Raw genomic sequence first — 26,150 nt, 5'->3', positions numbered from 1 at the left:
AACGGCCGGGTCGATTGATGGGGCCGACTAGCGACTCTCTCGGGGGATGAGCGGCAAGTCGCAACCGAGTGTGAATCGAAAGCGCGTCGCGTGGTGGCTCGTCGGCCTCGGTTTACTGGTCGTCTTCGCAGACGTGGTGGCCGCGTATCTCGGTTGGTTCGTCTTCGGTCTGTTCACGTACTATCTCGCACGGCCAGTGAGTCGGCGGGTCGAAGGTGTGGTCGGTTCCGGAACGCTCGGAGCGGGGTTGTCGCTTCTGTTCATCGCGCTTCCGGTGCTGTTCGTCCTCGTCGTGTTCCTCCTCGTGGCACTCGGTCAGGTCGCGGAACTCCTCGCCGACGAGCGCGTCGGTATGGTTCTCGGCGAGTTCCTCCCGGTACAGAGCGAGACGCTCCCGAGCGAACCGGCGGACGTGACTCGAACACTCGCGACGTTGCTCGAAGACCCCTCGGCACAGTCGCTCGTCGTCGCGCTGGGCGGGTCGGTGGTTGCAGTGACGGCCACGCTGTACAATTTGTTCGTCGCGGTCCTGTTGGCGTTCTTCTTGCTCGTCAGCGACCGCACGCTCGCAGTGTGGTTCCGGGCGAACGTAATCGGTGAAGAAACCCTCGCGGCAGTGTACCTTTCGGTGGTCGATACCGGACTCTCGTCGGTCTACTTCGGCTACACGCTCACTATCTTCGTCATCATGATTCTCGCGTCGATTATCTACAACGTGTTCAACTTCTTCGCCCCCACAGGGTTGACGATTCCCGCGACGATTCTGCTGGGGGTCGCCACGGGCGTCATGACGCTCGTGCCGCTCGTCGGTCGGTCCGTCGTCTACGTGTTCATCGTCCTGGTTTTGAGCGTCGAGGCGGTTCAAATCGACCCGCTGTTGCTCTGGTATCCGATTCTGTTCTTCGTCCTGATGGTCGCCGTCTTCGACAACGTCGTCCGGACCTACATCCGGCCGTACCTCTCGGGTCGGATGTTCTCGATGGGGTTGGTCATGTTCGCGTATCTGCTCGGGCCGCCGCTGTACGGGTGGTACGGCATCTTCTTGGGACCGCTGCTGCTCGTCCTCGGCGTCCTGTTCGTCCGTGTCGTCCTCCCGGAACTGGTCGGCGTCAGCACGACGCCGACGGCCAGACAGAAACGAGACTGAATGCGGGAGTTGGCACGCAACGAGAACGCTTGACCGCAGGCTGACAGTAGGGACACTCGGACGCCCGTGACCGCCACGAACTCGGGCAGGACGACGTTCGCTGGCATCGCTCTGTTGCGCAGTTCGGCTCTGTCACGGTCCACTCCTCGAACTGGCCAGTTCCGGACGCTTTCCAACGGGTATCTCTCGGTGGCCGCGAGAGCGCCTGAGAGAACGTTTCAGAACGATAGTCGCTGTTTTTGCCCGCTGACGGCGAAGGAGAGAGGGGAGAATCATGAGTTCAACTACCGTCGGAATAGACACGCAACGTACCGAGAGTGCCCGCGCCGCCACGGCGGCCGGAGTCGTCATCGCGGTACTCGGACTGCTAGCAATCGTCTTCCCGTTCGTGACGGGCATCTCGCTGTCGATACTGCTCGGTGCAGTTCTCGTCATCGGCGCGCTCGTTCACGTCGCGAACGCTTTCTCGGCGGGGACGCTCGGGAACGTACTCTGGCAAGTGGTCCTCGCAGTCCTCTACGGCTTCGCGGGCATCACCTTCATCGCCAACCCGACAGTCGGCCTGACGACGCTGACGATACTCGCCATCGCGTTCTTCCTCGTGGACGGCGCAGTAGAGCTCGTCTGGGGGTTCCAGAGTCGCGGGCAACCCGGGTGGACGTGGCTTCTCGTCAGTGGGGCTATCTCGCTCCTGCTCGCCGGTCTCATCTGGGTCGGGTTCCCGTCTAGCGCACTGTGGGCGATTGGCGTCCTCTTCGGCGTGAACCTCCTCGTCACCGGCGTGTCGATGGTTATGGTCGGCCGCGGAAGCCGAACGACCAGCGACCGGGAGATGCCGACCGAAAAGCAGGGCCAGCAGATGTAGCCGGGAAGCAGACAGCCACTCGAAAGCACGGACCGATTTCTTTTTTCGACGCGGCCGAACCGTCACTGCGAGCGGTCAGCGACGAGACGACGACAGCGTACGTGACCGAGTCGTCACGCCACAGTTCAGCCACGTAACTGAGAATATCCCCGGTGCAAGATTCACTTTCGGCTTCAACGTTCGACCGCATATAATACCGCCTCGGTCGAAGCGCGTTTGGGGGAGAAATTCAGTGACCGAACTAGTCGTACTCGCGTTCGACAACGAGAACGGGGCGCTCCAAGCCCGAGACAAACTGATAGAGTTACAGAAACAGCAACTGGTGACGTTGAAAGACGCCGCCGTCGTCGTCCGGAAGGACGACGGTAAAGTGGACGTAAAGCAGGCCCAGAGCCTCGTCGGCGCAGGCGCGCTCGGCGGCGCGTTCTGGGGGATGCTCATCGGTATCCTCTTCTGGATGCCGTGGCTCGGGTTGGCAATCGGGACCATCACGGGCGCGATTTCCGGCAAACTCTCAGACTACGGCATCGACGACAAGTTCATCAAGGAAGTCGGCGAGACTATCGAACCCGGCCACTCCGGCCTGTTTCTGCTGGTCGAAGACGTCGTCGCGGACCGCGTCATCGAGGAACTCAAACAGTACAACCCGGAGGTCCTCCGGACGAACCTGAGCGACGAAGACGAACAGAACCTCCGCGACGCGTTCGCGGCAGAAGAAATCGAAGCCTAAGACCGACTCTTTTTCCGCGTTACTCTCGCAACCGTTCCCGTTTGCCGTCTGGTCGTTCGTCGCTCGACGCGACTGTCACGCCGCTTTCCGTCGCCGTCTCACTGGTCGTCGCCGTCCCAGTCCGCTCGTCGGCCACTTCGAAAAGTAAGTCCTCTAAGGCGCGTTCGAGTTCGAGTTCGTCGATGTCGCCAGCGACGTACTGGTCAGTCAGAACGTCGCGGGGGTCCGGCTTTCGGTCGGCCTCCCGAATGGCCCACTCGACGCGACGAACGCCGGAGAGCAGGCCCACGAACAACCCGACAGAGACGACAAGCACGAGGGCGGCCAACCCCGCGACGGCGACGACGTTCACGTCGCCGGTCACGGCGAGTGCCACACTCCCGAACACGAACACGAGCAGGAGCGACGCGAGTGCGACACCCGCGAAACCGACGGCGAGTATGGCCGCGAGCAGATACAGGCCGACTCGGAGCGCGGCCACCGCTCGCGGATGTTTTAGCTCTGCGCTCCACGTCTCGTCTGCCATGAGTGACCCACGCCAGCGAAACGCTTAGCTCTATTTCGGCAGGAACTGACCTGTCTCGCGCACGAAAATCAAGTGGCGATGAGCCAATCTGACGTTAGGACTGTTCGCTGTCGGCGTACTTCACGTCGATTTGATTCCCAGAGAGGTTGTTTTCCTCGACGCTGAGACCAGTCCCCGAATCCGCGTAGATGCCGATGAGGTTGTCTTCGACCGTCGCGTTGGTGACGGTACTCCCCTTCGCGTTCTGGAGTCGGACGCCGTAGGCGTTCGAGAACGTGCGAACACCGTCGATGGTCGCCGACCCGTCGCGCACCCAGATGCCGTAGTGCCAGTCGTTGACGCCGAGGTTCCGAATCGTCACGTCGTTGGCGCTGACGGTGATGCCTTTCGTGTGACTGACCCCACGGCCGTCGAGGGTGTGGTTGTCGCCGTCCAGCGTGACGCCGTCGGCGCGGATTTCGATGCAAGACTCCGAAATCGCGGTGTTGCCGCCGTCTTCGATGTCGCTGGTCAGGACGTAGGTGCCGGACTGCTCGATAGTGGTACACGAGTCGATTTCGGTCGCTGCTGTCGCGTCTGTCGCGCTCGCCCCGAAGTCCGCCGTGCCGACGCCCGCAACGGCGACGGCAACCGCGACGGCGACGACGAGGGCGGCGACGGACGCGACCGGAAGGCTTCGACGGATCACACGTAGCCTCACACCGAGCGGATAGTTATACCCACGGGGCGATTCGACCGACTACAGTCGAACGCGAACGAACAAAGCGAACAATAGAACCGAGTAGGCGGCGCGTAACTTCGGGGGTGAACGCCCGACAGAATCGGCAATCTCCTAGCGAAGCGTCGAGCGCACATAATTCGTCCCGAATTTGAGGACAAAATAGATGTGCCAACTGCCGAGGTTCGACCCGCACGAACTGGGGGAGCGATACTGCAGTTTTCGGCGTCCGCAAACAGAGGTGCCGTCAGCGACCGTCGCCGTGGCACTCCTCGCAGACCGCAACGGTCGCAGTAATCTGACTCGACGTATCTTTCGACCCAACTTCGACGAACGTAATCGGAACGTAGTCTCGACAGTAGGCACAGCGCTCGATAGCCGCAATTCCCGTGTCCATACGAAACCCCTCAAACTGGGGGTACTCAAAGCTTGCCCTGCTTGTCAGGAGTAAGAGATAAAACTTGTGGCCGCCTGTCAGAATATCAACTCGGGCGATTTCCGGAACACAAGCCGTTTGACGGTCGCGCTCTAATTGAGCCTCAGTGACCGATAGCGACGACGAGACGACGGAACCGTTCGACGTAGAAGCGTTCCACGACGCGGTCGAAGAGACGGGACGACCCGTCGTCACGGCCGAAGAAGTCGCGCGGCGAGTGGGTCGTTCACAAGCCGACACCGCGCAGTCCCTCGCGGACCTCGCAGACGAGGGGAGCGTCGAGCGACTCGACGTGTCGAACGACCCCGTCGTTTGGTATCCGACCGACTGGGGCGCACTCGCCGACCGCGAACGCGTCGTGGTGTTCCCGAGTCGGCGCGAACTCGTCGTGGACCAACCGACACAGTTCACCCGCGCACAACTCTCGCAGTTCGCCCACCTCGTGGACACGACGAAGACGGGCGGCTATCTGTACGAGATTCGACAAGAAGACGTGTGGAACGCCCCACACGAGTCGTTCGAGGATTTGGTCGGGACAGTTCGAGACGTGCTTCCGGAACGCTCGCCACACCTCGAAGAGTGGCTAGAAGGGCAGTGGAAGCGCGCGCGGCGGTTCGTCCTCAAGACCCACGAAGACGGCTACGTCGTCCTCGAAGCCGCCAGCGACGACCTGATGGGCAACGTCGCCCGACAGAAGATAGACGAGAGTCACCTGCGCGCACCCATCTCCGACACAGAGAGTTGGGTCGCCGAGGAGTCAGTCGCGACGGTCAAGCGAATTCTCTACGAGGCAGGCTACCCGGTGCAGGACGAACGCGACTTGGAGACCGGCGAAGAGTTGGACGTCGAACTCCACCTCGAACTGCGCCAGTACCAGCGCGACTGGGTCGAGCAGTTCGTCAATTCGAACTCTGGCGTGTTGGTGGGACCGCCAGGAAGCGGGAAAACGGTCGCCGCGATGGGCGTGCTGGAAGCCGTCGGCGGCGAGACGCTGATTCTGGTTCCCGGTCGGGAACTGGCTTCCCAATGGCGCGAGGAAATTCTGGGCAACACCTCGCTCACGGAGGCACAGGTCGGCGAGTACCACGGCGGCAAGAAACAGATTCGCCCAGTGACGATTGCGACGTATCAGACTGCTGGGATGGACCGCCACCGGAAACTCTTCGACGAGCGCGAGTGGGGACTCATCGTCTACGACGAATGTCAGCACATTCCGTCTCGGGTGTTCCGACGCTCTGCAGACCTCCAGAGCAAGCACCGCTTGGGTCTCAGCGCCACGCCCGTCCGTGAGGACGACAAAGAAGAAGAGATTTTCAACCTCATCGGGCCGCCCATCGGCACCGACTGGGACGCGTTGTTCGACGCCGGATACGTCCAAGAACCGGAAGTCCAGATTCGGTACGTGCCGTGGGACGAGGAAGCCTACCGCGAGGAGTACGGGAGTACGGTCGGCCACGAGAAGCGACAGGTCGCGGCGTCCAATCCGGCCAAAGTCGAGGAGATTCGACACCTGCTCGCCGAGCATCCCACGTCGAAGGCCCTGATTTTCGTGGAGTACCTCGACCAGGGAGAGGAATTAGCTGAAGCACTCGACGTTCCCTTCATCAGCGGCGAGATGCCCCATCCACGAAGAGAACTCCACCTCCAGCAGTTCCGCGACGGCCAGTTGGACACGGTAGTCGTCTCGCGCGTCGGCGACGAGGGCATCGACCTGCCGGACGCCGAACTGGCCATCGTCGCCTCCGGACTCGGCGGCTCTCGCCGACAGGGTGCCCAGCGCGCGGGCCGGACGATGCGTCCGACCGGCAACTCCCGAATGTACGTGCTGGCGACTCGTGGCACGACCGAAGAGGAGTTCGCCCGCCAGCGCATGCGTCACCTCTCCTCGAAGGGAGTCCGCGTGACCGAGCGCGACGCGGAAGCGGTCGCAGAACGCGACGTAGCTCCCGAGGAGAAATCCGACGACAGCGACGACGAGTAATCCCGATTTCGCACGTTTCAAGCACCGAAAAACGAAAGTTTCGGCGGGTGTACGACCGCCATGCGCGTCGTCCTTCGCGTTCTTCCGATTCTGGTCCTCACAGTTCTTGTCGTCCTCACAGTCGTCACTGCCAGCATGCTCGCAGGTGCGAGCGCGCCTGCTAGCGTCGGTGTCGGCGCGGAAGTCGCGCCGACGCACTCCGGGTCGCCGGCGCACTCCAAATCGCCGACGCAATCCGAGTTTTCGGCGCGAATCGACTCCTGTACGACGATTTCCGACTCCGGCCGCTACGAACTCGTCGCCGACATCGAGAACGCTACGGCTGGCCAGTGTATCCGAATCCGCGCGAGCGACGTCGTTCTCGACGGCCGAGGTCACAACATCGACGGAACAGGTGCGTTCGGCACCGCCGGAGTCTCGGTCGGCACGTGGTCGCGCGGCGTCTCGAACGTCACCGTCCGAAACTTCTCGGTCGCGCAGTGGGACGACGCCGTGCGACTGACGAACGCTGATGGCGGCGTCCTCTCGAACGTGACGGCGACCGAGAGTCGAATCGGTGTCCTACTGCTGAACGCGAGCGGGAACCGGATTTCGGGCGTTCGAGCGACCGACAACGCGGTTCACGGCGTCTCGTTGCTCGACGACAGCGACCGCAATCGGCTCGCAGGGGTCACGGCCCTCGAAAACGCGCTGGCAGGCGTGCAACTCGTCGGCGCGGCCTCCGAAAACGTCGTAACGAACGTGGCCGCCCGCCGGAACGAGTTCGGGGTCGCCCTCGCGGGAGCGAGCGAAAACAGCATCGAGGGCGGCGAGGCAAGCGCGAACCGAATCGCAGGCGTCTGGCTCTCGTCCGCGCGGAACAATACCGTCAGTGGAACGAGGCTCTCGAATCGATTCTACGGCGTCTGGCTGGCCGCTGAGTCGGCGAACAACACGCTCCGAGACAACGACGCGACCGGTAACGCGGTCGGCTTCCGACTCCGGGACAGCGACGGCAACCTCCTGCTGGAGAACGTGGCGACCGACAACCGCGACGGTGTCTTGCTCATCGAGAGTGATGGGACGCGACTCGTGCGGAACCGAATCGTTGAAAATCGTCGCGGAGTCACGCTACTCGCCGCAGACGGCACTGTCGCCCGAGAGAACGTCGTCCGGGAAAACGGCAGAAACTGGATTTATCGACGAGGAAGCGACCGTCCAGCGTGAGACCAACTACTGGTCTTCCTGCTCTTTCTCGCGCTGGATGTACCTCAGAAGGCCGCGTATCGTCGCCTGCAAGTCGGCTTTGTCTACGGGCTTTTCGAGCAAGGTGTGGACGCCGCGACTGTGTGCCTCTTCGCGCATCTTCGGCGGAATCGACGCCGCGAGGATGAGCATCGACACGCCTCGGTCGTGTAGTTGCTCGCAACGCTTCCAGATGTCTTCGGTGAACCCGTCCACGTCGAGGATGGCGACTGCGATGTCGTCGCGCGCCTCGATGAGACCGTCGAACTCCTCCATCGACGTGGCGATTTCGACCTCGTAGCCGTTGTTGCGCAGCATCTGTGCCAGCAGTTCGAGGTTCCGCTTCTGGCGCCCCAGCGCCAAGATGAGTGCCGCCTTGCCCGTCTGTGTCTCGTCGCTGTTCGTCTCACTCATCGTTGTCCTCCGATGGTGTCGTCCATTGTGGTTCTCCTGTCAAAATTCCCTCCAACTCGTCGAGTGTTTCGCCGACCGTGATGCCGTGTTCAGTGATTTCGAACTCCCGGAGCGTGCGCTCGAAGTCGCTCGTCCGTTTTTTCAGGACGCCGATGGCCTTCCGCATCTCCCCGTTCAGTTCGAGGTGGCGCATGAAGACGATGTTGTCCGCGAGGTAGCTGATACCCGAGTCGGTCGCACTGAACTCGCCCATGACAGTTGCGCTCTCGTCAACGAGTACGACTGTCACGCCGACGCTCTTGAGATAGCGACAGAGCGAATGCAGTTTCCGAACGAGGCGTCGTTGGTCTGCTTCCCGGAGCGAGAGTTTGTAGCCGTCGATACCGTCTATCATCACGAGCGACGTGTCGCGGCGTTCGACTTCGCGCTGGACGTGGTTGGCGAACTCGACCGCAGAGTTGTCGAGCGGTTCGAACTCGCGTGTTTCGAGTGCCCCGTTCTCGACCATCTCTTCGAGCGGAATCCCGATGGCCTCGCTGCGCTCGAACAGCGTCGGAGTCGTCTCTTCGAAGAGGTAGACGACCGACCGCTCGCCGCGGCCCGCCGCTTCCTTCATGAACTGCGTGCCAACGGTGGTCTTGCCGACGCCGGTCGGACCGCTCAGAATCGTCACGGTGCCGCGTTCGAGGCCGCCGCCGAGCAGTTCGTCCAGTCGCGGGACGCCCGCGGAGAGTTGTTCACCGACCGTGTAGCGGTCGGTTTCGGCCGGGTCGAGGGCGGGAAACACCGAGACACCGTCGTTCTCGCCGTTCGCTCGCGGCCGTCCGTCGCCGATTCGCACCGCGTGTTCGCCCGACTTCACCGACGAACCGCGAAACTTCGGCACCGAGAGCGACCGACCCATCTCGCCGTTGCGAAGTTGCACCGTGCCGTCGGTGAGATACTGGAGGTCGTCGTCCGAAGAGTGACTCGTGTTCTGAGACGTGAGCAGCACCGTCGCGTCGTGTTCGGTGAAAAATCGGGTGAGCGCGAGTACTTGTTTCCGGAACTGGTACTCGTCTGACGTGAGATAGCGTAGCTTCGTTAGCGGGTCGATGAACACGCGGTCGGGCGATAGCGTCCCGACCCGGTCGGTTATCCGTTCGGTGAACGTCGTCTGTTCGTTCTCGTCGGTGTCGAAGATGTCGTACGATTGGGTCGAAGAGAAGACGCCTGAGTTCGGCGAGAGGTCCAAGAATTCGACGCCGTCTAAGTCGATACCGACGGCACCGGCATTCTTCTTGACGTCGGCCTCCGGCTCCTCCAAGTGGACGAACAAGGCGTCCTCGCCCACTTTGACACCACGAGAGAGAAAAGAGCAACCGAACAGCGTCTTGCCGGTACCGGGGTCGCCGCGTGCGAGATAGCTCCGACCGGGAATGAGTCCACCACCCAGAACGTCGTCGAGTCCTGGGACTCCTGACGAAATTCGTTCAAGCGCTACGTCCGACATTATGGAAGTCAGTACAGGTTCTTTCTCAACTAGCGCACCTAACCTTGGGGCAGTAATATTACAAGCCTATATAAGACGGCCCCTGATAGCACCGTCTTATAAATCATCGGCCGATAAGTATATATCAGTCTCGTAATCATTGTTGGAGCGAGACCGCCCCCTTCGGAGAGAGCAACTGCGGGTTGTACCGAGAGAGCGGATGCGGTTCGAATCCAGCGACGTGTTCTTTCACGCCGAAGGTGTTGTAGAGGGTGAATCCGGGGAGGTGAACCCGGTCTTCGAGGAGTTTCGCGATGGCAGTCTGGTAGGCCTGCTTGCGCTCCGAGCGGTTCGTGGTCCGGCGCGCAGCCTCGATTTTCTGCATCACTGCTTCGTCGCTGTAGTACGTGCCGTTGGTCAGTCCTTCCACGTCTTCGTGAAAGAGCGGGTAGAGGAACGTGTCCGGGTCGTCGTACCCCGCCCACGAACCGACGAACATCGCGTACTGGTCGTCGTCGCCGGTCGTCACGATTTCGCGGAACTTCGTCCACGAGTGTTTCACGACGCGGGCCTTGCCGAAGCCGACTTTCCGCAGTCCGTGGACGATACTCTCGCCGAGTTTCTCCGCGAGCATATCCTTCGGAACGGCGATTTTCGGCGACCAGTTCGAGACGCCCGCCTCGGTCAGCAACCGCTCGGCCTCGTCGTGGTTCTTCTGGTGCGGAATACCTTTCCACTGCTCGACTGGGAAGTTCCACGCTTCGGCGAGGTGGTTCGGGACGGGACCGTGCTGGCGTGCGCCAGTCGGCCCTTCTTGGTCGAACCCCGGCGGCGTCACGACGTTCTTCACGAAGTCGTCCATGGAGACGAGGTAATCGACCGCTTCGCGGACCTTCGGCGAAGACATCGGCTGGTCGTCGCAGTTGAACCCCACGAACACGTAGTTGTAGCTTCTCGTGGCGGCGAGGCGGGAGCCACCCATCTCCTTCGTAGCGTCCCAGAGTTTCGGTTCGACGCGCTCGAACACGTCGTTTTGGCCGGTCTTCATGCTCATCGAACGGGCGAGTCCCGCGTGGTTGGCGACGAACTTCACTTTCTCGACGGGAGGCGTGGTCTCGCCCCAGTAGTCGTCCCAGGTATTCAGCACGGCGTACTTTCCGGGTTTGAAGATTTCGACCTCGTAAGGACCAGACCCGACCGGATCCTCGGTACCGAACTGCTCGGCGTTCCCTTGGCGGGCGGACTTCGGGACGATACCACGGGTGAGGACGTGGTCGAACGCCGGGTACGGAAACTTCAGTTCGAACTCGACGGTGTGGGCGTCGGGCGTTCGTACGTCTCGAATCATGTTCACCTGCCAAACCGTCGGTACCCAGTCGCCCTCTTCGCGCTGTCTAACAGGCACCTCGTAGGTGTATTTCACGTCCTTGGCCCTGACCTGGTCGCCGTTCTGAAACCGCGCGTCGTCTCGGAGTTCGACGGTGTACGTCGTCCCGTCGTCGCTCCGCTTCGGTCGAGAGTTCGCGAGCGTCGGCACCAGATTCAGGTTGCGGTCGTAACTGTAGAGACCTTGGAACACCTGCGAGGCCGGGGCCGACGACCACGGTTCGTCGAGGACCACGGGGTCGAGTGTCACTGGTGGCCTGACCTGCGCGTATCGGAGCGTGTTCACCGACGGTTTGCCTGTTACTTTCGCGCATCCAGCGAGCGAAGCACTGCCGAGCGCGCCAACTATTCCCTGTAGCGCCTTTCGACGACTCAACGTGTCGGAGCTATCGTTGTTCTCAGTCATGTTCAGTCGTTCTCCATTCCGGGAACCGCTTCTTCGATCGGTTCGCGCTCGAAGTACGCGAGTTCGGAACCGACGACCAGTACGCCGATGAGCAGGACGAGATAGAACGTACTCGGACTGCTGAGGTAGAGGTTGTACAACAACAGCGGGAAGAACGCCGCCGTCCCGACCATCCCGACTATCGGAATCGGTGTTCGGAAGTCGTCGATTTCGCTCCGTTCACGGAACGCCAGATAACACATCGCGCCGAAGACGGCGATGAACGCCAGCGACGCGAACGACGTAATCGAGGAGAGACTGCCGAAGACGGCGAACGCCGCCGACAGCACGCCGAGGACGACGACTATCTCCGAGGGAACTTCTTGGTCGCCGTCCGAGGAGAACCGGTCGGGGAGCAACCCGTTGTCGATGAGATTCCGCGAGAACTGCGCGCTACTGAACAGCGTGGCGTTGACCGCGCTGGCCGTCGAGAACAGTGCCGACAAGCCGATGACGAACGCGCCGACGCGCCCCATGTACGGGAGCGCGGCGTACAACAGCGACACCTCTGGCGCGACGGCGATGACCGACAGTTCGAGGATGCTCACCGTCGTAAAAGCGACGAGAATGTACAGCAGCGTCGCCGCCGGAATCGAGACGTAGATTGCCTTCCGGATGTTCTCGACCGAGTTCTCGAACTGGTCTTGGTCGTACAGTAGCAACTGCCAACCCTGGAACGCGACGAACGACATCGCCGCGCCCATGATAGGGCTGAAACTCAGCGCGACGCTGAACCCGAACGTCAGCATCTCACCGGTGAACGCGTACCAGACGCCCCACGCTCCGAAGATGCCGATGACCGCGACCTTGAAGAAAGTAAGTACGTCCTCGGCTTTCCCCGTCTCCGAGGCCCCCACGAGGTTCAAACCGACGAACCCCGCGATGAGTAGTACTGAGACGAGTTTCGGCACGGACACTCCCATGTAGTGGAGTCGGCCGAGCATCTCGGAGAAGAACGACGAGAACGCGTAGGCGTACAGCGCCATCGAGCCGATGTAGCCGAACAGCAGCGTCCACCCCGTCATCCCCGATAGAGTCGAGTTACTGATAGTTTCGCGGAGATACGTCGGTTCGCCGCCACGCTCGTCGATGAGTTCGTTGAGTTTGACGTAGCTGTAGCCAGCACACATTGCGATACTGCCCGCGACGAGAAAGGCGACCCACGCCGCCTTTCCTGCGATGGCGACCACGATGCCGAACGCAGAGTAGATACCACCGCCGATCATCCCGCCGAGGGCCATAGCGATAGCTTCCTTGAGCCCTAAGTCTCCCATTGAAGGCTGCTAGAGTACTGAGACTGCTGAACGTGACGTATGACAATGCTGGCCGTTTAAGTACGCAGGGTCCGCCTTCGAGCCACAATTTTAGCCTGTAGACGGTTACGGCGAGGCTGACAGCGTTACAGCAAGCACCTACGACAGCCACAGCATGCGCCCGAGAGAGCCACAGAGAGTCCATAACAAAGGGAAATACGGGAATAAGATGCCCCACGAGTGTGATGAATATAAACAGAACTACTGTTTCGGCACTCGGATTGGTGATACTGCTCGTCACCTCGACGTTGCCAGTTGGCATCGTCGGAACTGCGAGCGCCCAATCCACGAGACCGGGCCAGTACACGATAATTCAGGGGTCGGACTGTTACGTGGTGAATCCGTACGAACCGAGCGACCCGAACGAGGACGGTCCCGGGACCGTCGAGCCGCACGTGAACCTCGTGGACAGGACGGCGGAGTTCGGCGACATCCCGAACCGGAGCTGGGACGGGTCGCCGACGATAGAAGCCGTGATGGACTACCGCTATCGGGACCCACCGGGCGGCATCCACGACAACGCTCAAGCGTGGGGCCAGCTACCCCGGAATTCACCGTGGCTCTCCGAACCGTACTGGAAAGAGCCGTGGTCGTACGGAACCTACGGCCTGTGGAACTGGTCGTCGAATCAGGAGAGTCTGCTGTTCCTCTACAGCGGACCCGAAGGCGACAGTTTCGTCATCCGACACGACAAACTCTACGACGACACCCCTATCGGTTCGCACGGACCGTACAACGGGATGCACCAACACGCCACCCGAGAGGGGTATATGACCCCACAACCGGGCGGCGGCACGGCGACGTTCACCTTCCGCGACCTCCCCAGCGGCGAGTGGGCGTACATGGACGACCTGTATCCGGAGGACATGGACGCCATCTACTACGCCGACGGTAACTTCCAGTACGATTCGAGCCAGAACACGCGCTTGGGCGCACTGCACAACGACTACGGTGCCGCACCGCTGGAAAACTACGGCGGTAACTCCGACTTCACTGCCCACTGGACGTGGGGAAGCGGTGGGACCGACGGCGGTGCGTACCGAGGAATCGAGAACCTCGGGTACGGCGACGCCATCACCATCGAACCCCACTTCAACGAGGAGTCGTACTTCTGGAGTAACTACCCGTGGCGATTCGACGAGGACGAACACACCATGACTGACTGGGTCGTCCGCCGGAAGAACGGCGACGACGTCCACCTCGACATGGACCGAGAGATAACCATTCTCCGTGGCTCTCGATGCGCGCAAGCTGACTTGAGCGCGTCCCCGTCGCGGCCCGAAGGGAACGAAACCGTCTCGTTCGACGCGGGTGCCCGAAGCAGTTCGTACACGTACCACTGGGACTTCGACGGCGACGGTCAGTACGAACTGAACAACTCCGACCCGACCGTCACCTACCAGTACAACGGAACGGGAACCTACGACGCGTCTGTGTTAGTCGAGTCCTCGAACGGGGTAACCGCGACGAGCACCACCGAAGTCGCGGTTCAACCGCCCGCGCCACCGACCGCGCGGGTCAGCGTCGAGGACAGTTCGGGGTCGCCTGACTACCACGTGGTCGGCGAACAACTCGTCTTCGACGCGAGCAACAGCACGGACAACAGCCAGCGGTTAAGCGACGACTACGAGTGGGACTTCGGTGACGGGACGAACGGCACCGCGGACGCGCGGGTCGGACACACCTACACCGAACCCGGAACCTACACCGTCTCGGTGCAGGTCACCGACGCGGCTGGCTACACCGACACGGTGGAGCGCCAGATAGAAATCGTCGAACCCGACGAGAACGCGCCGAGCGCGTCCCTCGACGTGTCGCCCACCGAGTTCGAAGTGGGACGCGAAGTCGAGTTGGACGCCAGCGCGAGCGACGACGACCGCGGCGTCGTCACGTATCGCTGGGACCTGAACGGCGACGGACAGTACGAGGAGCCCGGTACGAGCGATACGATTACCGAACAGCTTCAGTACGCCGCGAACGGAAGCTACTCCGTAGGCGTGGAGGTCGAGGACGGCAACGGGAACACCGACAACGCGTCCGTCCCGATTACCGTGATTCCCGCCGAAGCACCGACGATCGGGAACGTCACCGTCGATGGTGAGAGTCCGGACGGCGCGTCGGTCACCGCTGGTAACGAGTTCGAACTCGCGGTCGAGGCGTCCGACAACGTCGGCGTCAGCCAGTACGGCTGGGACTTCGACGGCGATGGCCAAGTAGACCAGACGACCGGTGACGCCACCGTGACCTACAGTTACGGAGAGAGCGCCGTCGGCCAACAGCGCATCACGGTGTACGCGTACGACGACGCGAACCACGAGACTGCCCGTCAGTTGACCGTGCGAGTCAACCCCGGCCCAGTCGCTAGCATCTCCGCGAACGCGACGAACGTGAGCGCAGGTGACACCGTGCAGTTCGACGCCAGCGGTTCGACCGCGCAGGGGTCGAGTATCACGGAGTACCGCTGGGACTTCGACGGCGACGGGCAGACCGACGAGACCACGACTGACGCCACCGTAAGCCACAGCTACGGAAGTGGCGACGAGTACGACGCTACGGTCACCATCGTGACCGAGGACGGCAATGAAGACGACGCCAGCGTCTCGGTCGTGGTCACCGAAGAGCAAGGACTCGGTGATGGCGATAACGACGACGACAAAGGCGGCTTCGTCGGTGTCCCCGGTGGGGGCGGCGGAGGCGGCGGTGGCGGCGGTGGCGGAGGCGGCGCTCCGCCGTCCGTCGTCACGGAAGTCGAATCGGTGAGCGACGACGGCGCGCTCGTGGACGTTCGGAACGGCCAAGGAGACGAAGCAGTTCGAGCGTCGCTTCCGGAGTCGGCCGTGGCCACCGAAACTGGCGTCGCGTTCACCAATCTCGTGATCGACCTCGGAGGCGACGACCCGCACGTGGTCTTCGAGACGGCCGCGAGTGCCGACGCCCCCGAGAGCGTGGCGGCACCGTCTGGACCGGACGAGACGATGAGCTATCTCGACGTATCCGGGGAGTACCTCGACAAACCCGTGGACTCCACGCGAGTCATCTTCACCGTCGAGAAATCGCGGCTCGACGACACCTACGCTCCGGAAGACATCTCGCTCCACCACTACGACGACGGGTCGTGGGAGCGACTGAACACGACAATCGCAAGAGACCTCGGCGACAGCTATCGACTGAAGGCGACGACCGACAGTCTCGGCACGTTCGCGGTCGGCGCGACCCAGACACTCACAGTGAGCGACGCCGACCTCGGCGCGACGACGGCGACCGAAGGCGAAACTGTCGAAGCAACGGCGACGCTCACGAACGACGGGCCGACCGACCGCACGCTCGCGGTGAACCTCACATTCGACGGGAAGAGCGTGGCGGCGAAGTCGCTGACCGTCCCGGCGGGCGAGTCGCGGGACGTGACGGTGGCCGCCGACGTTGGCGAACCCGGCACCTACGACGTTGCTATCGAAGGCGCACCCGTCGGGTCGCTCACCGTCGAAGGCCAGCAAGCCACAGGCCCCGCGGACATCTCGACTAACGCAGTGTCGATGAACACCTCGACGATTTCCGCTGGCGAGTACGTCGAAATCACTGCGACGGTCGAGAACACCGGCGGAGAAGCAGGGACGCACGAAGTCGCGCTGACGATGTTCGGCGAGCAAGTCGCGACCAAGACGGTCGAAGTGCCCGGTGGCGAGACGAAGACCGTGACGTTCGTCCAACGCGTCGATTCGCCCGGCGAGTACATCGTGAAGGTAGACGGCAAGCAGGCCAGCCTCTCGGTACAGAGTGCGCAGGACGACGGCCCGGTCGCGCCGAGCGTCCCCGGATTCGGTATCGGGACGGCAGTCGTCGCACTCGTCGCGGCGGCGCTGCTGGCGCGCAGATATACCGTCTAGCGCAGTTCAGGACAACTCCTTTCCCCTCGTTTTAGCTATCCAACAGTATGGCGCACACCCCCGACCCGACTCGCCGCGAGCGACTGGCGCGGAAGGGACACATCGATTGGGTCCCGCCGCGTGGGCGGGCAGAAGTCGGACGAGTCGGTGCCCCGCTCGCCTTGTCCGCCCTCGTCGCCATCGCCGAGGGAGTCGAAATCGCGGCGGGAAGAGCCGAACTACTACCATCGTTCCTCGGGATGGCGGCGGCCGCCTACGCGCTGTACTTCGTGTACACGCTATTCGACTTGTAGCGAATCTTCTCGACTGCTAGCTACTCTCCGCCGCTCGATTCGGAAACGCGTAGAGTGCCGACCGCGTGTCGGCGTGGTAGTCGATGCTACTGGCGACGAAGAACCGGTCGCTCGCTCGCTGGGCAGTCCAGAAAGAGGTGTTCTCGGCGTCGCGCCACGTGGCGAGTTCGGTGGGACTCGCAGGGTCGGAGACATCGTGAATCTTCACGCCGCCCTGATACCACGAGGTGTAGAGTCTGTCGCCCGCGAAGTCGAAGTTGTGGGCGGTCGTCCAGTCCTCCGCTCGTTGCCGCCCGCACTTGTCGTGGCAGGCCGCGCCCGCGCCTTTGTGGGCGAGTCCGTCGTCGAGAGCATCGAGGCCGCCGCCCGCGGCCGCGACGCCGACGAAATCGAGTGCGTTCGACTCCTTGCCGGACGACCCCCGCCCTGACGACCCCGGTGGTTCGACGTAGGCACGTCGCTGTGGTGACGCAGGGTCCGACACGTCCCAGAGTTCCACGCCACCTGGTCCACCTTCGCCATCGACCGACCACGACTCCCGCCCGACGCCGAGCAGGGTTCCGTCGTCGTTGACCGCCGTGTAGTGATCGTTGCCCGGCAGTCCGAGGACGCCCGCGTTCACCGCTTCGGAGGGAACTGCGGCGAGTTCGTCGAGCGGACGAGCACCGAAGTACGAGACGTACTGGGGGTTCGTCGGGTCGCTCACATCTACGAGCCACGTTCCGGCATCCCAGTGGGCGAGATAGGCCATCCCGTCGTGGACGTACACGTCGTGGAGCCACCGGAGATACCAATCGACTTCGCTCCATCGCTCGTTCACGTCGAGCATCGACCAGCGGCCGACTTCCGCCGGTACGTCGTCGCGCACGTCTACGATCACCAGCGGGTTGCCGCGCTGATTGTTGCCAGTGAGGTAGACGAACCCGTCCACGAAGTCGCAGTTGTGGATGGAGAACTCCGTCTCGTGGAACGCGAGTTTCTCGGGATTGGCTGGGTCGCGCACGTCGTACAGCAGGACCCCGTGGGCGACGCTCTCGCGCGTCGGATTGGCCGGTCCCGCGACGGCGAGTCGGTCGCCATCGACCTTCACGTCCCAGATTTCCCGGAGCAAGCGTTCGCCGCCATCCGTCGAGAGGTCGCGCCGCTCGGCGAGGACCGAGAGGGTAGTGGGGTCGCTCACGTCCACCGTAGCGAACCCGTCGGTCACAGCGAGGAAGGCCGTCTCCCCGTCGGGACCGACGACGGCCTCTTTCGCGCCCGCTACCTCGACCGACCCCAGCGGTTCGTACGAGGAGGTCTGTGTGGCAGTGCTTCGATAGCCGACGGCCGCGAGCGAGGCACCAGCGACGCCCGCCACACCCCCCAGAAACGTGCGTCGTCGCATCGCTCACGTAGAGGGGCCGGACGACAATAAATCCGCGGCGGCCGGAGGGCCACGGGAATCGAACGGCGAGTCGAGGGAGTAGTCGGAAGCGAGTCGCGGGCGAATTAGTAACTGAATGGGAGATCGAGCCGCAAAGTAACAAAGACTATTATCTCGTCGCACTTCGATTAATACATGACAGTCGTCAGTATCTCGATGCCGGACGAACTACTGGACCGCGTCGATAGCTTCGCCGACGAACACGGCTACACCGGCCGGAGCGAAGTGTTCCGGGAGGCCGCGCGGAACTTGCTCGGCGAGTTCGAGGACCGGAAACTCGAAGACCGCGAACTGATGGGGGTCGTGACGGTGCTGTTCAACTACGAGAACACCGCCGTCGAAGAGCGCATGATGCACCTACGTCACGAGTACGAGAACTTGGTCGCGTCGAACGTCCACAACCACGTCGGCGACCACTACTGCATGGAACTGTTCATCCTCGAAGGCACGCTCCAAGACATCTCGACGTTCGTCGGCAAGATTCGCGCCACGCAGGACACGCTCACCGTCGATTACTCGGTCATCCCCGTCGATGGGTTCGGGCCGCTCACGCCGTCGGAGTGAGACGCAAAGGAGATAGTAGTGAAGATTTTCAGCCGGTCCGTAATTCTCAGCTATAATAAATTGCAGAATCTTATTGTACGCTTTCGTCCTGGTTAGCCGTAGATGGAGCAGATTCGGGTGCTGTTGGTGGACGACCAATCGGTCGCCGCAGACCTCGCCGCGTCGTACTTAGAACGCGTCGAGGAGTCCATCAGTACCGTCACCGAAGACAGCGCGGAAGCGGGTCTGTCTCGACTCGCCGACGAGTCGTTCGACTGCGTGGTCAGCGACTACGACATGCCCGATTCGAACGGATTAGAGTTCCTCGACTCCGTCCGCGAACTAGAGCCGAGGCTACCGTTCATCCTCTTTACCGGCAAAGGGAGCGAGGAGATAGCGAGTGAAGCCATCTCCGCGGGCGTCACCGACTACCTCCAGAAGGAAACCGGCACCGAGCAGTACGAGGTACTCGCCAACCGTGTCGAGAACGCCGTCTCACAGCATCGCGCCGAAGTCGAAGCCGAGGAAGCGAACGAGCAGATGCGCCGAACGTACCGGCGCATCACCGACGCGTTCTACGCGCTGGACGACGACTGGCAGATAACCTACGTCAACGAGCAAGCGGAGGACTTCTTCGACCGGCCCCACGAAGAACTGGTCGGGAAGAACCTCCGCGAAGCGTTCCCAAAAACGGTCGGGGAAGACTTCTACGACGCCTACTCGCGGGCGCTCGAAACGCAGGAACCCATCACTTTCAAGACCGAATCGGTGTTCCAACCGGGTCGGTGGGTCGAAGAACGCGTCTTCCCCTCCGAAGACGGACTGTCGGTGTACTTCCGAGACGTGACCGAGCGACGACGACGCGAGCAGACGTTGAGCGCGCTCCACGAGGTGACCCGCGAGTTGATGCAGGCCGAGACTGACCGCGAGATAGCCGACGTCGTCTGCCGCGTCTCCGACACGGTACTCGACTTTCCGGGCACGAGCGTCCGACTGTACGACGAAGAAGAGGACGCACTTGTCAACGTCGCTCTCGGTGGCAAGATAGCCGAACACGTCGATTCCCTGCCGTCGCTCCCCGTCGGAGACCATCCGCACGGGCGCGCGTTCCGCGAGGGCGAGACGGTTACCTACGACGTCAAGGAGGACGACCCGTACAATTACGACCCCCTTCAACGGGCGATGTACGTTCCGATGGGCGACCACGGCGTCCTCAGCGTCGGCAAGTCAGAGGACGAACCGTTCGACGACGCGAACGTCCAGTTCGCCGAGATACTGACCGAGAACGCCCGAGCGGCCTTCGACCGCGCCGAGCGCGAGCGTGAACTCCGCGAGCGCGAGCGCGACCTCGAACGCCAGAACGAGCGACTAGAAGAGTTCGCCAGCGTCGTCAGCCACGACCTGCGCAACCCGCTGAACGTGGCGCGCGGCCACCTCGAACTCGCACGCGAGACCGACCGCGAGGAGAGCTACGAGAAAGTCGAGAGCGCCCACGACCGGATGGCGGCACTCATCGACGACCTGCTGACACTGGCGAGAGAGGGACAGAGCGTCGGCGAGACCGAGGAAGTTGCACTCGAACCGGTCGCTGAGCGCGCGTGGGAGAACGTGGCGACGAGCGACGCGACACTGGACGTGCAGGACCTCGGCTCAGTCGAAGCCGACGAAGCGCGACTTTGCAACCTCTTCGAGAACCTGTTTCGGAACAGCGTCGAACATGCTTCGACGAGCAGTCAGACCCAATCCGCAGAGAACGTCGAAGGAGGTGCCTCGGCCGACGTCGTCGAGCGCGACGCGGTGATGGTCACTATCGACAGTTTCGACTCGGGGTTCGCCGTCGCCGACGACGGACCCGGCATCCCGGAAGACGTGCGGGAACGCGTCCTCGACTTCGGCTACTCGACTGCCGACGACGGGACCGGTCTCGGACTGGCTATCGTCCGCGAGATAGCGGCCGCCCACGGTTGGGAACTCTCCATCGAGGAGAGCGAGACTGGCGGCGCGCGATTCGAGTTTTCGACGAAGTAGGTGGGCGAGAGCGCACCGACTGATAGGGGAGGGACCTGCCGCGAGCCTCGGCGATTTATCTGTGTAGTTCCTACTGGCGGACATGAACATGCTCGTTGACGGGGAGTGGCAAGTGGGAGCCTACGAATCGACCGACGACGACGGGGAGTTCGACCGCCAAGAGACGAGCTTTCGGGAGTGGGTGGAAGACGACCTAGACGCCGAGTTTCCGGCCGAAGCGGGCCGGTACCATCTCTACGTCTCTTACGCCTGTCCGTGGGCCCACCGGACGCTCCTCGTCCGGAGCCTGTTGGGTCTCGAAGACGCCATCTCGGTGTCCGTCGTGGACCCCTACCGCGAGGACGATGGGTGGGAGTTCACACCCGAGAAGGAGGGCTGTACCGAAGACCACGTCAACGGCTTCGACTACCTTCGGGAGACATACGTTGCAGCCGACGACGAATTCACTGGGCGCGTGACGGTGCCGGTGCTGTGGGACACAGAGCGCGAGACCATCGTCAACAACGAGTCGAAGGAGATTATGCGGATGTTCGACACTGAATTCGGCGATGTAGCGAGCAGGGACGTCTCGCTCTACCCCGAGGGCTACCGAGACGAGGTAGACGACCTCGTGGAAGCCATTTACGAGCCAATCAACAACGGCGTCTATCGAGCCGGATTCGCGGGCACTCAGGACGCCTACGAGGAAGCCGTCGCCGAACTGTTCGACGCACTCGACCACTACGACGACCTGCTGGCCGACCAGCGCTACTTGGCTGGCGACGTACTGACGGAGGCCGACGTGGCGATGTTCACCACGCTCGTTCGCTTCGACCCGGTGTACCACACACACTTCAAGTGCAATCTGCGCCAGATTCAGCAGTACGAGAACCTGTGGCCCTACCTCAAAGACCTCTACCAGACGCCCGGCGTCGCCGAGACGGTGAACCTGAGCCACATCAAGGAACACTACTACCGGAGCCACACCGACCTGAATCCGAAGCAAATCGTGCCGAAGGGTCCAGTCGTGGACTTCGAGGAGAGTCACGACCGGGACGGACTGCCGGGTGGGCCGCCGGAAGCAGTGGTCGTCGAGGAGCGATAAACGAGAGGTACGAGTCGAATTGGTCTGACGACTAATTCGACTGCTCGTCGGTGAGAGACCGAGCGCAGAATCCTGAGTGTAATACGTCAGCAATACTAAATCTAGGGGCTATTCTCAGACACCTATAATGATTGCTCATTGATATAACACGACTAGCCAAACTCACGTCTGTAACTCATGGACGCAGACAAGTACCCTCCAGAAGACGGGCGTCGTCGCTTCGTCAAGGGCATCGTCGGCTCTGCCGCCCTCACGGGCATCGGCACGGCCGGTGCGACTGTATTGAACGCCACGACCACGATTGGCGGCGGTACGGGTGGGCCAACAGACTACGTCGGAATCGAGAACACGGACGGTCCCGCTCCACGAGGGATGCCTATTATTCCGATTACTATCGACGACGACGGCTATCTGAAAGGCGTTTGGCCGGAGGTAAAGCAGAAAGAACTGGATAACGGCGAGACGATACGAATCACGAGTCAGCAAATCGGCGAAGTCACGTACACGGGCCGATGGTTCCAGTACTGCGGCGTCCAGACCGCAGAAGGACTGCGCCCCGAAGCAGACCAAGACAACTTCCTCCGGTCTAAACCTGGACTCTACGAGTGGCAATCTGACCACGAGCAGGGACAGAAGCTACACGTTGACGACTTTGGGGACTACGAAGAGTGGACCAACGGTATCGGAACGGCAGGCACAGGAAAACCAGCGCAGACGACGTGGCGCTCGCAGTCGGAGAACGGCGAAGACGTCCAAGAGATGCCGGTACAAGTATTGCGCTCGCCGAAGGTTTCCGACCTACCAGAGAACAGCGACCACGAGTCGTTCCTGCGTGCGGCGACCGAATCGGACTTCGTTGCGTGGCTCGACAAGTGTACTCATTTCTGTTGTACGCCGGGGTTCAACGCCTCGCAAAACGCGTCGAAGTTCGATGCGACCGATGCGGTGTACTGCCAGTGCCACCAGTCGGTGTACGACCCGTTTTCACCAGTCGAACTCTCGTTCAACGCGTTCCCGCGACCCGAATAGCGAAACGGAAAGATAGATTCAGTCGAGTAGGTTTACGCGACACGAGTAGTTTCGGTTTGGTTCGACTCGTTCACACCCGCTTGTTCCAACGACAGCGAGAGGAGCGAATCCGGACCGGTAGCGATGGCACGGAACGAGAGCCCGCCGACCGAATCGTCTGCTCGCGCTTCCGAAGTCACGTCGAAGGCCGCGTTTCGGATGATGAACGAAAACGCCTCGGTGTCCTCCTCGTCGCTCTCTCCGTCGATACGTACCTGCGAGAAAAAGTTGGCGCCGCCACCGGTGTCGTAGACGGTCCAGTTCTCGCTGGCCCGGAGCGTAACGTCCACGAATCGATTGTCGCTGGCGTTGACGAGGACGACGCCCCCCGTGATTTCGAACCGTGGGGTACCGGTCGTCGCGCCGACCGTGACGTTTCGGAAGAGGTTGCCCCGAGCGTCCGCGAGCAAGACGCCAGCGGCGTCGTTGCGGCGGACGGAGCTATCCACGACAGCCGTGCCACCCGTCGAGAGGCTGACTCCGACCACGTTATCGGCCGCCGTCACGTCCGAGACGTTGACGCCGGGCGACCGGACGACTTCGAGACCGACTTCGTTTGCCCAGTAGGTGCCGCCCACGACCCTGCTGTCCTCGGCGCGCTCGAATCTGACGCCGAACTCGTTGCTCGTCGCCGACGACTCGGCGACGACGCTGTCGGTTGCGTTGACCAGCGAGATGCCGCCGACGTTGCCGACGACGGTGGCCCCCGTAACGCGAACCTCGGTGGCGTTTTCGAGTAGGATACCCGCCGAGGTTTCGTCGGGGCGAAGCATCGCCGCGCCGAGACCCCCATTTTCGGCGGCTGTGACGCCAGATAAGTTCACGTCGCGCGTACCGTCGAGTCTGAACCCAGCAAGCGCGTTGCCGCGGGCAATCGTGTCGGTTATTTCTGACGACGAGACGCCTTCGAAGACGACGCCCGAGACGCTGTCGGTCAGTTCCGAGTCGGTGACCGTGACCTCGCGCGAGGCACTGACGAAGACGCCGAAGTCGGTGTCGGAAGCCGTGACTCCTTCTACCGCCGCGTCGGAGACGTTCTCGTAGACGACACCGTCGTCCCAATCGCTGAGACGGAGGTTTCGCACCGTCACGTTGCGCACGCCAGTGACCTCGACGCCTGCCGAGAGGTCCGCTCGGATGGTCGTCCGGACGCCGTCTACGAGGTGGCCACCGCCGTCGAGGACAACGTCGTCTGACTGAATCTCGATGCACGTATCGGTGTCGGCGTTCGCCACGTCGCCTTGCAACTCGTAGACACCCGGTCGATTGATTGTGATACAGGAATCGATTAGAGTCGCCTGCGTGGTCGCTCCGACCGAATTGACAGAAGAGAGACCGACGAGCGAACCGACCAACAGTAGCGAGAGGACGGCCGCGAGCGTGGCGTCTGTCCGCGTGGTCATAGTGGATCCTCTCCACGCAGTCGCTTTGTTATTGACTCCGAGAAAGAGGATGAGTCTGCCCACACGAAGAGGGGTCCGGGCCAGACGAGAGCGGACGTTCTTCGTTCGGTCGCCGGTCGTTCGGTCGCCGGTCGTTCGGTCGCCGGTCGTTCGGACGCTCGTTGTTCGGGAGCTTACACGACACTATCCGTTGGACGTGTCGGTCGTCTCTCGTTCAGTATCTGGCCCCGATTCTGTCGTTGTGGTCTCTTCGGCCTCGGTATCGCCCTCGGAGTCCGGCGTCTCCGTTTCGTCGGAGGTCACAGTCTCGTTGGCGGCCCCGAGCGGTTCTCGCAGGGTCACGTTGAGGACAGAGTCCGGTTGGGTAGCGGCCACTTCGAGCGGGACGACCGATTCGACGGGGTCGTTTTCGGGTGCCGATTCGGCATCCGCGGCGTCGAGGGCCACGTTTCGGAGCCGAAACGAGAACCGCATCGTCCCGAATACTGACTGCTCGAAGACGTTCGTCCCGCCCTGGACGGCGAACACCGCCCAGTTCTCGTTGTCGCTGACCGCCGCGTTCGTAAACTCGTTGCGCGTGGCGTTGTCGAGCAAGATACCGGCCGAGATACCGTCGAGTGCGCTTTCGGCGGTCGTTCCCTCGACTGTCACGTCCCGAAACTCGTTGTAGTCGGCGCGTTCGACGACGAGACCGACGCGCGAGGAATCGGTCACCGTACTCTCGGCGACCGAGACGTTTTCCGAGACGAAGAGGTCGATACCGAGTTCGTTCGACTCGACGGTGAACTCCGTGACGTTGACCCTACGCGACTGGACGACAGCAAGTCCGAGGTCGTTCTCGGTGAGCGTGCAACCGTCGAGCGTCTCGTCGCTCGACCGGACGAGGCGAATGCCGAATCCGTTTCTCGAGGCCGTGCAGTCGGTAATCTCGCTGTCGGTCGTGTTGGTCATCGAGACGCCGCCGATGTTCTCGGTGACGTTCACGCCCGTGACCGTGACGTTTCGGCTGTCTGAAATTCCGATACCGAGCGCCGCCGGTCGTCGTCGGAAGAACATCGGGCCGAAACTCGTGTTAGCGATTGCGGTGACGTTTCTGATGGCGACCCGTCTAGACTGGTCGAGCGTGATGCCGGAAATCGAGTTGTTCCGGGCGAATACGTCGGCGATTTCGCCACCACGGACCTGGTCGAACGAGATGGCGACGCCTCCGTCGCGCAGTGACGACTCGCCGACCGAGACGTTCGTCGAGTTCGTCGCCGAGATAGCCGCGCCGGTCTCTTCGGCGACGAGACCGCTGACGACACCGTTCGAGGAGTTGTCGAAGGCGATTCCGTCGTCCCATTCGGCGAGACGGACGTTCCGGACGGTGACGTTCGTCGCGTTCGTGACGCGAATCCCGATTGTCAGGCCCGCTTGCGTCGGGGGCCGGAGACCATCGAGGAGATTGTTCTGTCCGTCGAACACCACGTCGTCGGCGCGAATCTCGATGCAGACCCCGGCGGTCGCGGTTTCGATGTCGGCGTCGAGGACGTAAGAACCCGGTTCGGTGACGACCGTACAGGAGTCCAGCACGGTAGGGTCGGCGGCTTGTATCGAGGTTCCCGACGTTGAGACGACGCCCGGCGCGACGGACACAATTATCAACAGAGACAGAATTACTGCGCCTTGCGTCCGTCTGTCCATGACGAAACCCGTTCGACTCCCGGCCGCATTGTTATGATGAGCCAAGAACAAGTATTCTGGCGTAGAAGCCCAGAAACGTGTGCTA

The 26,150-nt window shown here is 62.1% G+C and carries 21 protein-coding genes; 11 read left to right on the top strand and 10 right to left on the bottom strand.

Annotated features, from left to right (window positions below; genetic code table 11):
* Positions 1-46: 46 nt before the first annotated feature.
* From F7R90_RS19365 to F7R90_RS19355, 3 genes are all read left to right on the top strand, one after another.
* Complete coding sequence (locus tag F7R90_RS19365) at positions 47-1,147, top strand: AI-2E family transporter (protein ID WP_158059212.1); 1,101 nt, start codon at positions 47-49, stop codon at positions 1,145-1,147.
* A gap of 274 nt (positions 1,148-1,421) precedes the next feature.
* A complete protein-coding gene (locus F7R90_RS19360) occupies positions 1,422-2,012 on the top strand; it encodes an HdeD family acid-resistance protein (RefSeq protein WP_158059211.1) in 591 nt (196 codons plus the stop codon).
* A gap of 232 nt (positions 2,013-2,244) precedes the next feature.
* Complete coding sequence (locus F7R90_RS19355; RefSeq protein ID WP_158059210.1) at positions 2,245-2,742, top strand: DUF1269 domain-containing protein; 498 nt, start codon at positions 2,245-2,247, stop codon at positions 2,740-2,742.
* Positions 2,743-2,761: 19 nt separating this feature from the next.
* On the opposite strand, the gene F7R90_RS19350 is transcribed toward F7R90_RS19355, so the two are convergent.
* The 3 genes from F7R90_RS19350 to F7R90_RS22395 all read right to left on the bottom strand — a co-directional run bounded on the left by F7R90_RS19350 (position 2,762) and on the right by F7R90_RS22395 (position 4,383).
* Positions 2,762-3,268, bottom strand: coding sequence for a hypothetical protein (locus F7R90_RS19350; protein ID WP_158059209.1), 507 nt, complete (start codon positions 3,266-3,268; stop codon positions 2,762-2,764).
* Between the two features lie 94 nt (positions 3,269-3,362).
* The gene (locus F7R90_RS19345) at positions 3,363-3,956 is read right to left on the bottom strand and encodes a NosD domain-containing protein (RefSeq protein ID WP_192498470.1); all 594 of its coding nucleotides are present in this window, start codon (positions 3,954-3,956) and stop codon (positions 3,363-3,365) included.
* Between the two features lie 277 nt (positions 3,957-4,233).
* Positions 4,234-4,383: a hypothetical protein gene (locus F7R90_RS22395; RefSeq protein WP_192498469.1), complete on the bottom strand. Its 150-nt coding sequence runs from the start codon at positions 4,381-4,383 to the stop codon at positions 4,234-4,236.
* A gap of 145 nt (positions 4,384-4,528) precedes the next feature.
* Here F7R90_RS22395 and F7R90_RS19340 point away from each other — a divergent pair, with 145 nt between their 5' ends.
* Together F7R90_RS19340 and F7R90_RS19335 are read left to right on the top strand one after the other, a co-directional pair.
* Positions 4,529-6,403, top strand: a complete 1,875-nt coding sequence (locus F7R90_RS19340; RefSeq protein ID WP_158059207.1) for a DEAD/DEAH box helicase — start codon at positions 4,529-4,531, stop codon at positions 6,401-6,403.
* Positions 6,404-6,463: 60 nt separating this feature from the next.
* Complete coding sequence (locus tag F7R90_RS19335; protein ID WP_158059206.1) at positions 6,464-7,609, top strand: right-handed parallel beta-helix repeat-containing protein; 1,146 nt, start codon at positions 6,464-6,466, stop codon at positions 7,607-7,609.
* 6 nt (positions 7,610-7,615) lie between these two features.
* Here the strand turns inward: F7R90_RS19335 and F7R90_RS19330 are convergent, their stop codons facing one another.
* The 4 genes from F7R90_RS19330 to F7R90_RS19315 all read right to left on the bottom strand — a co-directional run bounded on the left by F7R90_RS19330 (position 7,616) and on the right by F7R90_RS19315 (position 12,617).
* Positions 7,616-8,041, bottom strand: coding sequence for a response regulator (locus tag F7R90_RS19330; protein ID WP_158059205.1), 426 nt, complete (start codon positions 8,039-8,041; stop codon positions 7,616-7,618).
* Entirely contained in the window at positions 8,034-9,533 is a 1,500-nt protein-coding gene (locus F7R90_RS19325) for an ATPase domain-containing protein (RefSeq protein ID WP_158059204.1), read from the bottom strand. Before F7R90_RS19325 ends, F7R90_RS19330 begins: the two co-directional genes overlap by 8 nt.
* 136 nt (positions 9,534-9,669) lie before the next feature.
* Entirely contained in the window at positions 9,670-11,304 is a 1,635-nt protein-coding gene (locus F7R90_RS19320; RefSeq protein WP_158059203.1) for an ABC transporter substrate-binding protein, read from the bottom strand.
* A gap of 2 nt (positions 11,305-11,306) precedes the next feature.
* Positions 11,307-12,617, bottom strand: a complete 1,311-nt coding sequence (locus F7R90_RS19315) for an APC family permease (protein WP_158059202.1) — start codon at positions 12,615-12,617, stop codon at positions 11,307-11,309.
* A gap of 224 nt (positions 12,618-12,841) precedes the next feature.
* Here F7R90_RS19315 and F7R90_RS19310 point away from each other — a divergent pair, with 224 nt between their 5' ends.
* Together F7R90_RS19310 and F7R90_RS19305 are read left to right on the top strand one after the other, a co-directional pair.
* Positions 12,842-16,540: a PKD domain-containing protein gene (locus F7R90_RS19310; protein WP_158059201.1), complete on the top strand. Its 3,699-nt coding sequence runs from the start codon at positions 12,842-12,844 to the stop codon at positions 16,538-16,540.
* A 47-nt stretch (positions 16,541-16,587) separates the two neighbouring features.
* Positions 16,588-16,833, top strand: a complete 246-nt coding sequence (locus tag F7R90_RS19305) for a hypothetical protein (protein ID WP_158059200.1) — start codon at positions 16,588-16,590, stop codon at positions 16,831-16,833.
* A gap of 16 nt (positions 16,834-16,849) precedes the next feature.
* Here F7R90_RS19305 and F7R90_RS19300 read toward each other — a convergent pair whose 3' ends face one another.
* A complete protein-coding gene (locus tag F7R90_RS19300) occupies positions 16,850-18,217 on the bottom strand; it encodes an LVIVD repeat-containing protein (protein WP_158059199.1) in 1,368 nt (455 codons plus the stop codon).
* A gap of 174 nt (positions 18,218-18,391) precedes the next feature.
* Here F7R90_RS19300 and F7R90_RS19295 point away from each other — a divergent pair, with 174 nt between their 5' ends.
* The 4 genes from F7R90_RS19295 (at position 18,392) to F7R90_RS19280 (ending at position 22,940) form a co-directional block, all read left to right on the top strand.
* Entirely contained in the window at positions 18,392-18,820 is a 429-nt protein-coding gene (locus F7R90_RS19295; RefSeq protein ID WP_158059198.1) for a CopG family ribbon-helix-helix protein, read from the top strand.
* 102 nt (positions 18,821-18,922) lie between these two features.
* A complete protein-coding gene (locus F7R90_RS19290; protein ID WP_158059197.1) occupies positions 18,923-20,827 on the top strand; it encodes a hybrid sensor histidine kinase/response regulator in 1,905 nt (634 codons plus the stop codon).
* An 82-nt stretch (positions 20,828-20,909) separates the two neighbouring features.
* Positions 20,910-21,911, top strand: coding sequence for a glutathione S-transferase family protein (locus F7R90_RS19285; RefSeq protein WP_158059196.1), 1,002 nt, complete (start codon positions 20,910-20,912; stop codon positions 21,909-21,911).
* Between the two features lie 177 nt (positions 21,912-22,088).
* Entirely contained in the window at positions 22,089-22,940 is an 852-nt protein-coding gene (locus F7R90_RS19280) for a Rieske 2Fe-2S domain-containing protein (protein WP_158059195.1), read from the top strand.
* A gap of 32 nt (positions 22,941-22,972) precedes the next feature.
* On the opposite strand, the gene F7R90_RS19275 is transcribed toward F7R90_RS19280, so the two are convergent.
* Positions 22,973-24,382, bottom strand: a complete 1,410-nt coding sequence (locus F7R90_RS19275; RefSeq protein ID WP_158059194.1) for a NosD domain-containing protein — start codon at positions 24,380-24,382, stop codon at positions 22,973-22,975.
* Between the two features lie 183 nt (positions 24,383-24,565).
* Positions 24,566-26,065 carry a right-handed parallel beta-helix repeat-containing protein gene (locus tag F7R90_RS19270; RefSeq protein ID WP_158059193.1) on the bottom strand — a complete coding sequence of 500 codons (1,500 nt, stop codon included), beginning with the start codon at positions 26,063-26,065 and terminating at the stop codon, positions 24,566-24,568.
* Between the last annotated feature and the right edge of the window lie 85 nt (positions 26,066-26,150).

The organism is Halorussus halophilus (assembly GCF_008831545.1).
GTDB classification, from domain to species: Archaea; Halobacteriota; Halobacteria; order Halobacteriales; family Haladaptataceae; genus Halorussus; species Halorussus halophilus.
This window is presented reverse-complemented; position numbering and strand designations above follow the sequence as displayed.

Coding starts and splice junctions, on each gene's coding strand:
- F7R90_RS19295 (WP_158059198.1), top strand. CDS start 18,392: ATGACAGTCGTCAGTATCTCGATGCCGGACGAACTACTGGACCGCGTC.
- F7R90_RS19335 (WP_158059206.1), top strand. CDS start 6,464: ATGCGCGTCGTCCTTCGCGTTCTTCCGATTCTGGTCCTCACAGTTCTT.
- F7R90_RS19330 (WP_158059205.1), bottom strand. CDS start 8,041: ATGAGTGAGACGAACAGCGACGAGACACAGACGGGCAAGGCGGCACTC.
- F7R90_RS19300 (WP_158059199.1), bottom strand. CDS start 18,217: ATGCGACGACGCACGTTTCTGGGGGGTGTGGCGGGCGTCGCTGGTGCC.
- F7R90_RS19285 (WP_158059196.1), top strand. CDS start 20,910: ATGAACATGCTCGTTGACGGGGAGTGGCAAGTGGGAGCCTACGAATCG.
- F7R90_RS19365 (WP_158059212.1), top strand. CDS start 47: ATGAGCGGCAAGTCGCAACCGAGTGTGAATCGAAAGCGCGTCGCGTGG.
- F7R90_RS19305 (WP_158059200.1), top strand. CDS start 16,588: ATGGCGCACACCCCCGACCCGACTCGCCGCGAGCGACTGGCGCGGAAG.
- F7R90_RS19275 (WP_158059194.1), bottom strand. CDS start 24,382: ATGACCACGCGGACAGACGCCACGCTCGCGGCCGTCCTCTCGCTACTG.
- F7R90_RS19350 (WP_158059209.1), bottom strand. CDS start 3,268: ATGGCAGACGAGACGTGGAGCGCAGAGCTAAAACATCCGCGAGCGGTG.
- F7R90_RS19315 (WP_158059202.1), bottom strand. CDS start 12,617: ATGGGAGACTTAGGGCTCAAGGAAGCTATCGCTATGGCCCTCGGCGGG.
- F7R90_RS19320 (WP_158059203.1), bottom strand. CDS start 11,304: ATGACTGAGAACAACGATAGCTCCGACACGTTGAGTCGTCGAAAGGCG.
- F7R90_RS19280 (WP_158059195.1), top strand. CDS start 22,089: ATGGACGCAGACAAGTACCCTCCAGAAGACGGGCGTCGTCGCTTCGTC.
- F7R90_RS19310 (WP_158059201.1), top strand. CDS start 12,842: ATGAATATAAACAGAACTACTGTTTCGGCACTCGGATTGGTGATACTG.
- F7R90_RS19290 (WP_158059197.1), top strand. CDS start 18,923: ATGGAGCAGATTCGGGTGCTGTTGGTGGACGACCAATCGGTCGCCGCA.
- F7R90_RS19325 (WP_158059204.1), bottom strand. CDS start 9,533: ATGTCGGACGTAGCGCTTGAACGAATTTCGTCAGGAGTCCCAGGACTC.
- F7R90_RS19270 (WP_158059193.1), bottom strand. CDS start 26,065: ATGGACAGACGGACGCAAGGCGCAGTAATTCTGTCTCTGTTGATAATT.
- F7R90_RS22395 (WP_192498469.1), bottom strand. CDS start 4,383: ATGGACACGGGAATTGCGGCTATCGAGCGCTGTGCCTACTGTCGAGAC.
- F7R90_RS19360 (WP_158059211.1), top strand. CDS start 1,422: ATGAGTTCAACTACCGTCGGAATAGACACGCAACGTACCGAGAGTGCC.